The sequence below is a fragment of the Delftia sp. Cs1-4 genome (assembly GCF_000214395.1).
Lineage (GTDB): Bacteria > Pseudomonadota > Gammaproteobacteria > Burkholderiales > Burkholderiaceae_C > Comamonas > Comamonas acidovorans.
On the sequence record NC_015563.1, the window covers coordinates 3,831,895 to 3,845,915 of the forward strand.

General features: G+C 69.1%; 9 protein-coding genes. 2 read left to right on the forward strand and 7 right to left on the reverse strand.

Going from position 1 to position 14,021, the window contains the following annotated elements; genetic code table 11:
* The first annotated feature begins 25 nt into the window (after positions 1-25).
* The gene (locus tag DELCS14_RS16785; protein ID WP_013802711.1) at positions 26-1,258 is read left to right on the forward strand and encodes an SEL1-like repeat protein; all 1,233 of its coding nucleotides are present in this window, start codon (positions 26-28) and stop codon (positions 1,256-1,258) included.
* A gap of 20 nt (positions 1,259-1,278) precedes the next feature.
* On the opposite strand, the gene DELCS14_RS16790 is transcribed toward DELCS14_RS16785, so the two are convergent.
* From DELCS14_RS16790 to DELCS14_RS16805, 4 genes are all read right to left on the reverse strand, one after another.
* Complete coding sequence (locus DELCS14_RS16790) at positions 1,279-2,118, reverse strand: HDOD domain-containing protein (protein ID WP_013802712.1); 840 nt, start codon at positions 2,116-2,118, stop codon at positions 1,279-1,281.
* Between the two features lie 28 nt (positions 2,119-2,146).
* A complete protein-coding gene (locus tag DELCS14_RS16795) occupies positions 2,147-4,507 on the reverse strand; it encodes a Tex family protein (RefSeq protein WP_013802713.1) in 2,361 nt (786 codons plus the stop codon).
* A gap of 179 nt (positions 4,508-4,686) precedes the next feature.
* Entirely contained in the window at positions 4,687-6,423 is a 1,737-nt protein-coding gene (locus tag DELCS14_RS16800) for a multicopper oxidase domain-containing protein (protein WP_013802714.1), read from the reverse strand.
* A 23-nt stretch (positions 6,424-6,446) separates the two neighbouring features.
* Positions 6,447-7,574: a chromosome condensation regulator gene (locus tag DELCS14_RS16805; RefSeq protein ID WP_013802715.1), complete on the reverse strand. Its 1,128-nt coding sequence runs from the start codon at positions 7,572-7,574 to the stop codon at positions 6,447-6,449.
* A gap of 297 nt (positions 7,575-7,871) precedes the next feature.
* Here DELCS14_RS16805 and DELCS14_RS16810 point away from each other — a divergent pair, with 297 nt between their 5' ends.
* Positions 7,872-8,984, forward strand: a complete 1,113-nt coding sequence (locus DELCS14_RS16810; protein ID WP_043796797.1) for a DUF72 domain-containing protein — start codon at positions 7,872-7,874, stop codon at positions 8,982-8,984.
* Here DELCS14_RS16810 and DELCS14_RS16815 read toward each other — a convergent pair.
* From DELCS14_RS16815 to DELCS14_RS16825, 3 genes are read right to left on the reverse strand one after another with little or no spacing between them, the layout of a single operon-like run.
* Entirely contained in the window at positions 8,969-9,298 is a 330-nt protein-coding gene (locus tag DELCS14_RS16815) for an antibiotic biosynthesis monooxygenase (RefSeq protein ID WP_013802717.1), read from the reverse strand. The two genes, DELCS14_RS16810 and DELCS14_RS16815, sit on opposite strands and share 16 nt — an antisense overlap.
* Before the next feature lie 50 nt (positions 9,299-9,348).
* Complete coding sequence (locus DELCS14_RS16820) at positions 9,349-10,818, reverse strand: efflux transporter outer membrane subunit (protein ID WP_013802718.1); 1,470 nt, start codon at positions 10,816-10,818, stop codon at positions 9,349-9,351.
* Positions 10,815-14,012: an efflux RND transporter permease subunit gene (locus DELCS14_RS16825; protein WP_013802719.1), complete on the reverse strand. Its 3,198-nt coding sequence runs from the start codon at positions 14,010-14,012 to the stop codon at positions 10,815-10,817. The genes DELCS14_RS16820 and DELCS14_RS16825 overlap by 4 nt, the downstream gene beginning before the upstream one ends.
* Positions 14,013-14,021 lie beyond the last annotated feature (9 nt).

The following is a 14,021-nucleotide window of genomic DNA, read 5'->3' on the forward strand; positions in this document are numbered from 1 at the left end:
CACAAGCCAACCAGAGGCACCTGCCATGCCCTCCAGCGCTCATGAAACCTCGCCGCGGCGGCGCCGCGGGCTGCGCCTGACCGCCAGGCTTGTGCTGCCCGGGCTGCTGGTGGTGCTGCCCGGTCTGGCGCCCGCCGTGCTGCCGCATGTGCAGGCGGCAGCCCGCTTCACGCCGGTCATGCCCATCCGGGTGGCGACGGCCAGCGTGTACGGCTCCCAGCCGGGCACCAGCAACATCACTTCGACCTCGGATACCGCCCAGCAACGGGCCCTGTCCCAACTGCGCAGCCGCGCCGAAGGCAAGGGCGTGAGCCCGGCCACGCAGCGCGAGGCGCAATGGGTCATGGGCCTGCTGGCACTGCACGGCATTGCCATGGCCCAGGACGGGCCGCAGGCCAGGCAATGGTTCGAGCGTGCCCAGCGCGCCGGCCATCCGCTGGCCAGCGCGGGACTGGCCTGGTGCGCCATGGACGGTTGCGGCCAGCCCCCCGATCCACCGGCCGCAAGGCCCTGGATCGCCCAGCTGGCCAAGACCGACCCGGCCCGTGCGCAATACCTGGAATGGCTGCTGGCACGGCGCCTGGCGCCGCTGTCCACGGCCGAGCCCGTGGGCGAGGCCTTGACCGTGGCAGGCACGCCCGACCAGGAACTGCTGCAGCGCGCGGCGCGTTCGGGCAGCCCCGGCGCCCAGCTGGAATGGGGCCTGGCCCTGCTCGCGCAGGACGAGCCCGAGGCCGCACTGCGCCAGTTCCGTGCAGCGGCGCCACGCTCATCCAGCGCGGCGACCAATGCGCAGATGCTGGGCAACCGCATGCGGCCCGCAGGCCAGCTGGTGTCGGCCCAGGGCACGTCTGCCCCGCCTGCGGCGCAGGGGCCGCAACGGCTGCAGCGCACGCCGGAGTTGCGGGGCTCGCCCAGCGAGCAGGACATCCAGGTGCGCCAGCCCGTCACGGCCCAGCAGCAGTGGGAGCAGGCCCAGCGCTATCACCGTGGCGAAGGCGTGCCGGCCAACTACACCGAGGCCCTGCGCCTGTACCAGCAGGCGGCGTCCCACGGCCATGTGGCATCGCGGCGCATGCTGGAGTTGATCTATTCGCGCCCCGCACAGGGCGGCGGTGTGGACATTGGCTGGATGCAGCAGCTGGCACGCATCGATCCCATGACCATGCAGCCCATGGCACCCATCAGCCCCGCGCCCTACCGGCGCGACCCCACGCCGCTTTTCGACATGGTGCCGGCGCCCTGGCACCGGAACTGACGCTGGCCCTGGGTCCTGCCCTAAAGCAGCACATCCAGGCCCGTGTCGGCCATCCAGTCCACCGGGTCCTGGCGCAGCACCATGTCGATGTCCAGGCCCAGGGCCACCCCCACTTCGCCGGGAAAGCTCACGGCCAGCGCGCGCTCGCCCCATTGCGCCTCGCGCGATCGGGCGCGCCAGGCGGCGATGTGCAGCACGCAGGCCAGGGGATCGAAGCCGGGCTGGGCCAGCGGCGCGTGCAGGTGCTGCAGCGCGTCGGCCAGCAGCGGCGGAAGATTCCAGCGCCGTGCCAGGCCTGCGCTGACATGGCTGTATGCGTAGCCGCACAGCCGCATCTCCACTTCGGCACGGCGCGGGTCCAGCGGGCCGACCAGCTCGGAGATGGTGGCCGCACGGCCGGGGTCGATCATGTGCATGGCCAGCTCGCCCAGCCCGTGCAGCAGGCCTGCCGCGTAGGCCGCCGTGGGGCTGGCCTGCACCGTGCCGGCCAGCGCGCGGGCCACGCGTGCGGCATCCACGCTGTAGCGCCAGAAGGCCGGCATGGCCACGCCCGGCACGGCATGCGTGCCCACGCCCAGCGGCATGCCCCGCACGATCTGGCGCAACTGCGCGGGCGCCAGCAGGGCCAGCGCCTCCGGAATGCCGGTGACACGGCCCGCCATGCCGAAGACCGGGCCGTTGGCCTGCGCCAGCAGCCCGGCAGCCAGCGCGGGATCGGCCGCGAACAGCTGGCTCAGCCGGCGCAGGCTGGGCTGCTCGGGCACCAGCTCGCGCAGCAGCAGCGCGACAATGCGCGGCTGCGCCGGCAGGGCCAGCGTCTGGGTCAACAGCGTCTGCAGATCCAGTGCGTGCGCAGCCATCGCGTTTCCTGCCTTGCCCTGCCCGGCCTTACTTGCGGGTCTGCAGCTTGGCGAAGGCCGAGGCCATGGCCGACTGCTGCGCCGGCTCGGGCGCGCGGCGCTGGCCGCCCTGATGGCCCTGGCTGCCCCGGCCTGCGCTCTCGAAGCGGTTGTCACGGGGGCCATCGCGGCGCGCGGGCGCCGCATCCAGCTTCATGGTCAGGCTGATGCGCTTGCGCGCCACATCGACCTCCAGCACCTTGACCTTGACGATCTGGCCGGTCTTGACGACCTCGCGCGCGTCCTCGATGAACTTGTGGCTCATCTGGCTGACGTGGACCAGGCCGTCCTGGTGCACGCCCAGGTCCACGAAGGCGCCGAACTGGGCCACGTTGCTGACCGTGCCCTCCAGCGTCATGCCTTCCTTGAGGTCCTTGATGTCTTCCACGCCGTCATTGAAGCGGGCGACGACGAAGTCCGGGCGCGGATCGCGGCCGGGCTTTTCCAGCTCGCCCAGGATGTCCTTGATGGTGATGGCACCGAACTGCTCGTTCACGAACTGCTCGGCCTTCAGGCCCTTGAGCACCTCGGAGCGGCCCATGAGCTGGTCCACGCTCTTGCCCGTGGTGGCAATGATGCGTTCGACCACGGGATAGGTTTCCGGGTGCACGCCCGTCATGTCCAGCGGGTTGTCGCCGCCGCGGATGCGCAGAAAGCCTGCGGACTGCTCGAAGGTCTTGGCGCCCAGGCCGGCCACGTCCATCAGCTGCTTGCGGCTCTTGAAGGAGCCATTGGCATCGCGCCAGCGCACCACCGACTTGGCCACGCTGCCCGACAGGCCCGAGACGCGCGACAGCAGCGGCGCCGAGGCCGTGTTCAGGTCCACGCCCACGGAGTTCACGCAGTCCTCGACCACGGCGTCGAGCTGGCGCGCCAGCTCGCTTTGGTTCACGTCGTGCTGGTACTGGCCCACGCCGATGCTCTTGGGGTCGATCTTGACCAGCTCGGCCAGCGGGTCCTGCAGGCGGCGCGCAATGCTGGCGGCGCCGCGCAGGCTCACGTCCACATCGGGCATTTCCTGCGAGGCGAACTCGCTGGCGGAATACACGGAAGCGCCGGCCTCGCTGACCACGACCTTCTCGATCTGGCGGTCGGCCTTGCTGGCGATCTTGATCAGGTCGGCCGCCAGCTTGTCGGTCTCGCGGCTGGCCGTGCCGTTGCCGATGGCAATCAGGTTGATCTGGTGCTTTTCGACCAGGCGGGCCAGCACGGCCAGGGAGCCGTCCCAGTCGCAGCGCGGCTCATGCGGGTAGATGGTGGTGGTGTCCACCAGCTTGCCCGTGCTGTCCACCACGGCCACCTTGACACCCGTGCGGATGCCCGGGTCCAGGCCGATGACGGCGCGCTGGCCCGCAGGCGCGGCCAGCAACAGGTCCCGCAGGTTGTCGCCAAAGACCTTGATGGCCACCTTCTCGGCGTCTTCGCGCAGGCGCGAGAACAGGTCGCGCTCGGTGGACAGGCTCAGCTTGACGCGCCAGGTCCAGGCCACGCACTTGCGGATCAGATCGTCGCTGGCGCGCTTGGCGTGGCTCCAGCCCAGGTGCAGGGCGATCTTGCCTTCGGCCAGGCTGGGCTGGCCGGGCTCGGGCTCCACGGGAAGAACCAGCTTGGCTTCGAGGATCTCCAGCGCGCGGCCGCGGAACACGGCCAGGGCGCGGTGCGAGGGCACGCGGCCAATCGGTTCGTCGTACTCGAAATAGTCGCGGAACTTGGCGACCTCGGGGTCGTTCTCGTTCTTGGCCTCGATCTTCTTGGAGCGCAGCAGGCCGTCTTCCCACAGCCATTCGCGCAGCTTCTGCACCAGCGCCGGGTCTTCGGCCCAGCGCTCGGACAGGATGTCGCGCACGCCATCGAGCACGGCGAAGGTGGTGGAGAAATCGGGGCCCGGCTTGCCGTCGTCCAGGGTGGTGGCGGGCTTGCAGAAGGCCTCGGCCTCCTTGTGCGGGTCCAGCGTGGGGTCGGCAAACAGCTTGTCGGCCAGCGGCTCGATGCCGAATTCCTTGGCAATCTGGCCCTTGGTGCGGCGCTTTTGCTTGAAGGGCAGGTAGATGTCCTCCAGCTCCTGCTTGGTCGGCGCATTGGCAATGGCCAGGCGCAGCGCATCGGTCAGCTTGCCCTGCTCGTCGATGGCCTTGAGCACCGTGCCCCGGCGGTCTTCCAGCTCGCGCAGATAGCCCAGGCGTTCGTCGAGCTGGCGCAATTGCGCGTCGTCCAGGCCGCCGGTCACTTCCTTGCGGTAGCGGGCGACGAACGGAACCGTGGCTCCGCCATCAAGCAATTCGACCGCAGCACCCACTTGCTGCGGCTTGACATTCAGTTCTGCGGCGATTTGGCCAATGATTTTTTGCATTCGAGAGGCGCCCCGTGGCGTGGAATCCGGAAAGCGGCCAAGTGTGCCACACGCGATTCGGGCCGGGCCGCTCACGGCCCGCCCGCAAATGCAAGCATTTCTTGCAGTCCAATGAATTCAAGGGCTTGCAGCATGAAGCCGGAAGGGCACGGGAATGGCCGATAGGACAAGCCCGGCTTTCAGGGCCGCACATCCACGATCTGCATCATTCCCAGGTCCTCATGGTCCAGCGCATGGCAATGCCAGACGAACTTGCCGTGGAAATCCGCGAACCGCATGCGAAAGGTGATGCTGCCCTTGGTGACCCCCGCCGCCCCGCTGCTGCCCGTGCCCGGCGGCACGGGCAGGGTGTCGGCCCAGAACGGCGTCACCGGCGCGCCGTTGACCCTGACCACATAGCAGTCGTTGACGTGGATGTGAAAGGGATGCGGGTAGCCGTTGTAGTTGTAGACCGTCCACTCCTCCACCGCATTGAAGGGCACGGTCTGCACAGGCGTGAGGCTGGAATGGATGGGCGACATGCCCAGCGGCATGGCCTCGGTGCCCACCGCAAACACCGATCGGTTGCCGCCCACCTTCAGCACCCAGCTCTCGCCGGCCGGCATGGGCGCCAGGGCCGGGTCGCGCACGCCCTTGTCCGCGTCGTCGGCCAGCACGGCCAGGCGCAGGACGCGCTGCACGCCACCATGGCTGGCCAGTTCGGCATCGGTGATGGGCGTGTAGTCGCCGGGCCGGCGCAGCAGGGCCGGGTCGGGCACGCGGGCCTGCACGGGCTCGCCCTGCACCACCACCCGGGCCAGCACCTCCTCGAAGGGCTCGTTGCCGCTTGGCCGGTGAAAGGACGGGCACGCGGCCGCGCGCAGGAAATACTCGCCCGGCGCCATCGATGCCTGCACCACCATGGACAGGCGCCCGCCCGGGTAGATGTAGTTGCCGGGCCAGTCGCGCATGTCCAGCGGCTGCCCGGCCGTCTGCCGGCTCAGCGGCCGGTAGATGCCGCCGTAATGGTTGCCGTCGCGGCCATAGACATTCATCACATGCCCGTCGAGCACGGGATGCAGCGGGTAGAACGACGAAGGATTGACGATGTGCCAGTGCTGCACCTCGCCGGGCCGCATCACGATGGTGGGCTGGTAGGCGCCGTTGAGCAAAAAGGCGCCGGCCGGATTCTCCATCGAGTCTTCCAGCGTATCGGTGCGGCCCTTGGCGTTGACGGTGAGCTTGTGGGCGAACAGCACGCGCTCGCGCATGTTCACGCTGGCACGGAACGGGTCCTGCGCATCGGCCACGATGATGGCGCCGAACATGCCGCTGGAGACCTGGGCATTGGTGGCGCCGTGCAGATGCGGGTGGTACCAGTAGATGCCGCAACTGTGGTCGTCGGGCAGATGGATCTCGTGGTAGCGCGTGGCGCCGGGTGCGATGCCGGCATCCGGCCCGTCCACCACGTAGTCGCCAAACACGCCGGGCCGTATCTCGCGCGGGTCCACGTGCAGGCCGTGGAAATGCATGTTGGTGCTGTTCTGGTGGTTGAGCAGCGCCCAGTCCGAGCCCTGGGGCGAGGCCGGCAGCTGGTTGTGCACCCACATCTTCAGCGTGTCGCCGGGGCGCAGCCACAGCGTGGGCGCCGTGTATCGCCCATTGAAGCTGCGCAGCTCCAGACGCCGCCCGGGCTGCCGATCGGCCGGATAGCGGGCCCAGCGCGCGATGTCGCTGTCCGGCAGGTCCATGTCCATGGACGCATAGCCCACGTTCAGGTGCAGCTCCAGCACGCCGTTGACGGAGCGCAGCGCCTGCGGCTCGGGCAGATCGTCGCGCGGCCCGCCTCCACCGCCGCAGCCGGGCAGCACGGCGCCCGCCGTCAGCAAGGCGCCCCATTGCAGCAGTGCCCTGCGGTTCAGGCCCGGGGCAGGCATTGAATGCTCCTGGTGCAGATGCTTCACAGGGCCTCCTTTGCCGTGCCGGCGAATGCGTTGGTTTCGGTCAGGTCATTGAGGGCGTGCAAGGCCAGCGCATGGGGGCGGGACTGGGCCTGGGCCCCGTCCTCGCCCTGGCAGGCGCCATGGCGGTTGTCGCCCCAGGCCCAGCAGCGCCCGCCGTGCTCCAGCGCCAGCACATGCGTGCCGCCCACGCTGATCTGCTGCACCGCCGCCAGGCCGGGCACGGTGCGAAAGCCCCCGCGGGGTGCCGCATCGCCCTGGCCCAGCTGGCCCAGGCCATTCCAGCCCCAGGCCAGCACCTGCCCGCCCTGCGTGGTCGCCGCCGAAAAATGCAGGCCCGCCGCCAGACTGCTGAGGCGCCCAGGCACGGCAATGCGCACGGGGCCGGGACTGTAGGCCGCCTGCAGCCCCTGGTCCAGCTGGCCCTGGTGGTTGGAGCCCCAGCCCCACAGCCGCCCCTTCTCATCCAGCGCCAGGCTGTGCGTGGCCCCTGCCGCCACCGCCACCACGGCCGCAGCGCCCTGCGGCAGCACCACGCGCTGCGCACGGCTGCGCTGCACCAGATCGCCCTGCCCCAGTTGGCCGGCCGCATTGGCGCCCCAGGACCAGACCTGCCCCCTGGCATCCAGCGCCAGCGCATGGCCCATGCCCACGGACACGCTGCGCACGGAGGGCAGGCCCTGCACGCGCTGCGCACCGGGCATGGCATCCGACCATCCCCAGAGTGCGCCTTCGCGGTCCTGCACATAGGCCTGCTGCTCACCCGCCCAGATGCGCCGCACCCCGGCATCCTGCCGGCCCAAGGCCAAAGGCCTGGGCACGGCGCCCGCGGCATCGCGGACCTGGGGCGCAACGGCATAGGCCTGGCCATCCGCCCAGGCCAGCAGCGAATGGCCCGCATCCACCAGCCCCTCCCAACGCGTACCAAGGGGGCTCAGGCGCTGGGGCACGGGCTGGGAAAAGCTGCGGTGGCCGATGCGCGTGGCATCGGGCGCACAGACCTCGGCAGCATCCACGCCTTCGGGCAGGGTGCGCAACACCTCCAGATTGCCCCAGGCGAATACGCCCTCCGATGTGATGAGCACGGACCGCTGCGGGCCCGCCACTACCTGTTCTATGGTCAGCATCACCCTCTCCTTTGCGTGTTTTGCGTGTTTCGCGTGTCTTGGGGCACCCCGACACGGCGGTACAGCTGCCCGTGAGGTGTCAGTGCGGATTGTTCAAAGGAAGCGGGTGGGTGGCAATCACTGAAAACTGTGATTCCTCAAGAGCGCCTTAGGCTCCGTCAATCGATCCCGCCCCAGGCCTGCGACGCGGCATTGGCCTCCAGGCACATCGCCATCGCGGCCGGGGCCTGCGTGGCCTGAGTGCCTACGCGGGCTGCGCTGGCGCAGCGGCATCATGGACAATCCATGCTCCAGCCCATGCAAGACGATCTGTTTGGCGCGCTGCCCTCACCGCCGCCCTCCCCACCCTCTTCAGCCCCGGTCCCGCCTGCCGCCAGCGCGGCGCCTGGCGGCCGCAAGCCGGCATCCCGCAAGGCCGTCGGCGCCGTGCAGCTGGCGCCCCAGGCCCTGCAATGGCAGGCGCTGGCGGACCAGCTTCCGCAGGGCTTGCGCATGGGGGTCTCCACTTGGTCCTATCCGGGCTGGGAAGGTTTGATCTGGGATGGCGCCTATGACAAAAGCGTGCTCGCCAAGAAGGGGCTGGAGGCCTATGGCCGGCATCCGCTGATGCGAACGGTGTGCGTGGACCGCAGCTTCTGGAGGCCGTTGACGGCCAGCCAGTACTTGGCCTTCGCGGGCCAGGTGCCGGCCGATTTCCGCTTCGTGGTCAAGTGCCCTTCGGTGGTCACCGATGCGCAGGTCCGCGACGAGGATGGCAAGGGCATGTCGCTGAACCCCGTGTTCCTTCAACCCGATCTGGCCGTGACCAGCTTCGTCGAGCCCACGCTCGAAGGGCTGGGCGATCAGCTCGGCGTGCTGGTGTTCCAGCTCAGTCCCATGACCTGGGGCCTGCTGAGCCGTCCCACCGAACTGCTGGCGCGGCTGCAGGCCATGCTGGACGCGGTGCGAGCGGCGCTGGCCGCCCATCCGCTGGGCGCGCAGATCATCGTCGCGGTGGAAGTGCGCGACCCGGAGCTTTTGACGCCCGAGCTGGCGGACACGCTGCGCGCTGCGGGCGCCACCTTCTGCCTGGGGCTGCACGGCAAGATGCCGCCCATCGAAGAGCAATTGGTTTTTCTGCGGCGGCTGTGGCCCAGCCCCCTGGTCTGCCGCTGGAACCTGAACCGCGAGTTCGGGGCCTACGGCTACCCCGATGCGCAAACCAAGCACGATCCCTTTGACGAGATCCGCACGCCCGATGTGCACACGCGCGCCATCCTCGCCAAGACCATCGATGGCATCACCATCCGCGGGCTGCCCGCCTTTGTGACGGTGAGCAACGATGCCGAAGGCTGCGCGCCGCGCTCCATCGCGCTGCTGGCCGAGGCCGTGGTGCAAGCGCAGGCGGCCCGGATTCAGCGCTTGCCGTAGGCGCGCTCCACGCGGGCCACGCGCAACTCATAGTGCTCGTACCAGGCGTCCTTGCCCAGTTGCTGGGCGACCAGGTGCTCGGCATCCTGCTTCCAGCGCGCAATGGATTCGGCCGTGGACCAGTACGACACGGTGATGCCGAAACCGTCCTCGCCGCGCGTGCTTTCCGCACCCAGAAATCCGTGCTGCTGCGCGGCCAGGTCCACCATGCGCTGGGCCATGAGGCCGTAGCCATCATCGTCGTCCGGCGTCCTGCGCGACGAGAAGATGACGGCGTAGTAAGGCGGCTCGGGGGTGTTGGCAAAGGGGCTCATCGTGGTCGGGGCGGCATGTTCTGCGGGACCGCGCAATACACCGCCGACGCTCAGGAATTCGCCGGTGCCGAGGCGGACGACGCCTGCACCTGCTCGCCGCCCAGCACCTTCCACAGCGTGACGCGGTTGAGCTGCTCGGACAGGCGCAGGCCGATCAGGGTCTGCTGGGCCGTGTAGAGGCTGCGCTGCGCATCCAGCACGGTCAGGTAGTTGTCCACGCCGGCCTTGAAGCGGGCCTCCGACAGGTCGAAGGCCTTTTGCGTGGCGGCGACCATGCTGGTCTGGGCGGCCAGGCGCTCGTCCCACTGCGCGCGGTCGGCCAGCACGTCGGCGGTTTCGCGGAAGGCCGTCTGCACGGCCTTCTCGTACTGGGCGATGGCGATGCGCTGGTTGGCCTCGGCCACCTGCACGCTCGCACGGTTGCGGCCACCGTCGAAGATGGGCAGGCGCACCAGGGGGATGAAGCTCCAGGTGCTGCTGCTGCCGCCAAAGAGGCCATCGAGCTCGCGGCTGCCCGATCCCACGCTGGCCGTGAGGCTGATGGTGGGGAACATGGCAGCGCGTGCGGCGCCGATGTTGGCCTCCATGGCGCGCAGGTTGTTCTCGGCGGCCTGGATGTCGGGGCGCACCAGCAGCACGCTGGAGGGCAAGGGCGCCGGCACGGGCTGCAGCGCGGCCGCGGGCCGGGCATCGGCGCGCAGCGTGGCGGCGCCGGGCAGCAGGGCCTCGGGCAGCGGTCCGCCCACCAGCAATTGCAGGGCATTGCGGTCACGCTCCACCTGGGAGGTGAAGCTGGCCACGTCGCCGCGCGCCGTGTCCACCGTGGTCTGGTTCTGGGCCAGCACCAGGCCCGATGTGGAGCCAATCTCGTGCATGCGCCGTGTCAGCTCGTAGGCCTTCTCGCGGCTGGCCAGGGTCTCGCGCGCCAGTTGCAGGCGGGCCTGGTCGGCCGCCAGCGTGAGCCAGCCGTTGGCCACGTCGGCCACCAGGCCGATCTGCACATTGCGCCGGTTCTGCTCGCTTTGCAGGAACTGCTGCAGCGCCGCCTCGCTGAGGTTGCGCACGCGGCCCCACAGGTCGATCTCATAGCTGGCAAAGCCCAGCTGGGCCGTGTACTGGGTGCTGACCGAGGCCGCCTGGGTGGCGCTGGTCATGCCGGCGGCCGTGCGCGCACGGCTGGCCTGGGCCTGGGCGGTGACGCTGGGCAGCAGGTCGGCGCGCGTGATGCCGTACTGGGCGCGCGCGCGTTCGATGCTTTCCACGGCCACGCGCAGGTCGCGGTTGTTGGCCAGGGCCAGCGCAATGACCTCGCGCAGCTGCTGGGACTGCACCCAGCCCAGCGCGGCAGCGGCCTGCAGGCTGGCCTCGTCGGCCTGGGCCGGAGTTGCGGCCGTGCTGCCGACAGTGTCGGGCACGGGCATGTCGGGCGTGCGGTGCTGCGGCGCGAGGTTGCAGCCGGTCAGCAGCGCCGCCAGCGCCGCCGCTGCGGCCAGTGCGGAGACATTCGTTGGGCGCCTCATGCTGCGCTCTCCTTTGCGGTATGCGGTGAATCAGGTGATCCGGCAGTCGGCTGGGGCGCGTCGTCCTCGGTGCGCGAATGGCTCTTGAACCAGCTGCGGATCAGCAGGAAGAACACCGGCACCAGGAAGATGCCCAGCACCGTGGAGGCCAGCATGCCGCCGAGCACGGCCGTGCCGATGGCATTGCGCCCGCCCGCGCCGGCCCCCGTGCCGATGGCCAGCGGAATGACGCCGAAGCCGAAGGCCAGCGAGGTCATCAAGATGGGACGCAGGCGCAGGCGCACGGCCGAGACCACGGCGTCGAAGATGCTCTTGCCCTGCTCCTGCAGCTGCACCGCGAATTCCACGATCAGGATGGCGTTCTTGGACGCCAGGCCCACCGTGGTCAGCAGGCCCACCTGGAAGTACACGTCGTTGGTCAGCCCGCGCGTGTAGGTGGCGGCCAGCGCGCCCACCACGCCCAGCGGCACGGCCAGCATCACCGACAGCGGCACGGTCCAGCTTTCGTACAGCGCCGCCAGGCACAGGAACACGAAGAGGATGGAGATGGCGTACAGCAGCGGCGCCTGGGCGCCGGACTGGCGCTCCTGCAGCGAAGCGCCGGTCCACTCGTAGCCTATGCCGGCCGGCAGGGTGCGCAGGATGTCCTCCACGATCTGCATGGCCGTGCCCGAGCTGACGCCGGAGGCGGCGCGGCCTTCCATTTCGTAGGCCGGGTTGCCGTTGTAGCGCATGAGCTGGGGCGAGCCGTAGGCCCAGTAGCTGCTGGAGAACGAACTGAAAGGCACCATCTCGCCCTTGGCGTTGCGTACCGTCCATTTGGCGATGTCCTGGGGCAGCATGCGGTGCGGCGCATCGCCCTGGATGTAGACGCGCTTGACGCGCTCGTTGTTCAGGAAGTCGTTGACATAGGTGCCGCCCATGGCGCTGGACAGCACGCTGTTGATGTCGGTGTACGACAGGCCGAGCGCGGCGGCCTTGCGGTCGTCGATGTCCAGGCGCAGCTCGCTGGCGTCTTCCAGGTTGGTCATGCGCAGATTGGTGAGCTCGGGTCGCTTGCGGGCCTCGGTCAGGAATTTCTCCTTGGCCTCCAGCAGCGCCTGGTGGCCCAGGCCGTTCATGTCCTTGATCATGAAGTTGAAGCCCGAGCTGGAGCCCAGGCCGCGCACGGCCGGCGGCAGCACGACCAGCACGCGCGCATCGCGGATGGCGGACAGGTCCCTGGTCGCGCGGTGCGCGATCTCGGAGGCCGACTGGCCGGGCAGCGGCCGTTCCTCCCAGGTCTTCAGCCGCACGAAGGCGCGTGCCGAGGCCTGGTCGCCGTTCAGGCCCGAGACCTGGTAGAAGCTCACCACGTCGGGCTGCTTGGCAAAGTAGTCGCGCACCTCGTCGAGCACGCCCTGCAGCCGCGTATCGGCCGCGCCCGAAGGCAGGTTGATGTTGACGAAGACGAAGCCCTGGTCCTCGTCCGGCAGGAAGGAAGTGGGCAGGCGCGCCATCAGCAGCCAGACCACGCCGCAGACGGCCAGGAAGATCAGCATCATGCGCTTGGCGCGGCGCAGCGAGTAGGCCACCGTGCCCTGGTAGCGCGCGGCCGTGGCGTCGAAATGGTGGTTGAACCAGCGGAAGAACCGGTCATTCACCCCCAGGATGCCGCTGCGGATGGGGCGGTCATGCCCTGCCCCGCCCGCTGCGGGCGGCTTGAGCAGGGTGGCGCACAGCGCCGGCGTCAGCGTCAGCGCCACGAACACCGACAGCGCCATGGCCGCGACGATGGTGATGGAGAACTGCCGGTAGATCACGCCCGTGGAGCCGCCGAAGAAGGCCATGGGCACGAACACGGCCGACAGCGTCACGCCGATGCCCACCAGGGCCGGCGTGATCTCGCGCATGGACTGGCGCGTGGCCTGCTTGGGCGACATGCCCGTCTCGTGCATCACGCGCTCGACGTTCTCCACCACGACGATGGCATCGTCCACCAGAAGGCCGATGGCCAGCACCATGGCGAACATGGTCAGCGTATTGATCGAGTACCCGGCCAGCGACAGCACGCCGAAGGTGCCCAGCAGCACCACGGGCACGGCGATGGCGGGGATCATCGTGGCGCGGAAGTTCTGCAGGAAGATGAACATCACGATGACCACGAGGATCATGGCCTCGCCCAGCGCGCTGACCACTTCCTTGATGGAGGCGCGCACGAAGGGCGTGGAGTCCGAGCTGACGAAGTAGTCGATCTCGTTGGGGAAGAACGGCTTGAGCTCGGCCAGCTTGGCGGCGATGGTGTCGGCCACCTGCATGGCATTGGCGCCATCGGCCAGCACGATGCCCATGCCCGCGCCGGGCAGTCCGTTGAGCTTGGCCTTGATGGTCAGGTTGTCGGCGCCCAGCTCCACGCGGGCCACGTCCTTCATGAGCACCACCGAGCCGTCCAGCGAGGACTTGAGCACGATATCTTCGAACTGCTCCACCGTCTTGAGCTTGGTGCGCGCCGTGATGGTGGCGTTGAGCTGCTGGTCGGAGACGGCGGGCAGCGCGCCCAGCTGGCCGGCCGAGACCTGGGCGTTCTGCGAGTTCAGCGCATTGACCAGGTCCGACGGCATCAGCGCGTACTTCTCCATCTTGGCCGGGTCCATCCAGATGCGCATCGCATAGTTGGTGCCGAAGACGTTGACATCGCCCACGCCATCGAGGCGGCCGATCACATCGACCAGGTTGCTGGTCAGGTAGTCGCCGATGTCGACCGCGGTCATGGCCGGGTCCTTGGAGAAGAAGCTGTAGGTGACCAGGAAGTCCTGGCCGCCCTTGTTCACGAACACGCCCCGGCTCTTGACCGCGTCGGGCAGGCGGTTCACGGCGGACTGCAGCTTGTTTTGCACCTGCACCTGGGCCACGTCGATGTTGGTGCCCGGCGCAAAGGTCAGCGTGGTGCGCGCGCGGCCCGAGGCGTCGGACGTGGAGCTCATGTAGAGCATGTTGTCGATGCCCTTGAGCTGCTGCTCGATGATCTGGGTCACCGAGTTCTCGACCGTCTCGGCCGAGGCGCCCGTGTACTGCGCGCCGATGGTCACGCGCGGCGGCGCGATGTCGGGGTATTGCTCCAGCGGCAGCGTGAAGATGGACAGTGCGCCGCCCAGCATGATGACGATGGCGATGACCCACGCGAAGATGGGCCGGTTGATGAAGAACTGAGCCATGTGACGGGT

Excerpts from the sequence above, each read along its gene's own strand:
- DELCS14_RS16785 (WP_013802711.1), top strand. The coding sequence starts at position 26 with ATGCCCTCCAGCGCTCATGAAACCTCGCCGCGGCGGCGCCGCGGGCTG.
- DELCS14_RS16790 (WP_013802712.1), bottom strand. The coding sequence starts at position 2,118 with ATGGCTGCGCACGCACTGGATCTGCAGACGCTGTTGACCCAGACGCTG.
- DELCS14_RS16795 (WP_013802713.1), bottom strand. The coding sequence starts at position 4,507 with ATGCAAAAAATCATTGGCCAAATCGCCGCAGAACTGAATGTCAAGCCG.
- DELCS14_RS16800 (WP_013802714.1), bottom strand. The coding sequence starts at position 6,423 with ATGCCTGCCCCGGGCCTGAACCGCAGGGCACTGCTGCAATGGGGCGCC.
- DELCS14_RS16805 (WP_013802715.1), bottom strand. The coding sequence starts at position 7,574 with ATGCTGACCATAGAACAGGTAGTGGCGGGCCCGCAGCGGTCCGTGCTC.
- DELCS14_RS16810 (WP_043796797.1), top strand. The coding sequence starts at position 7,872 with ATGCAAGACGATCTGTTTGGCGCGCTGCCCTCACCGCCGCCCTCCCCA.
- DELCS14_RS16815 (WP_013802717.1), bottom strand. The coding sequence starts at position 9,298 with ATGAGCCCCTTTGCCAACACCCCCGAGCCGCCTTACTACGCCGTCATC.
- DELCS14_RS16820 (WP_013802718.1), bottom strand. The coding sequence starts at position 10,818 with ATGAGGCGCCCAACGAATGTCTCCGCACTGGCCGCAGCGGCGGCGCTG.
- DELCS14_RS16825 (WP_013802719.1), bottom strand. The coding sequence starts at position 14,012 with ATGGCTCAGTTCTTCATCAACCGGCCCATCTTCGCGTGGGTCATCGCC.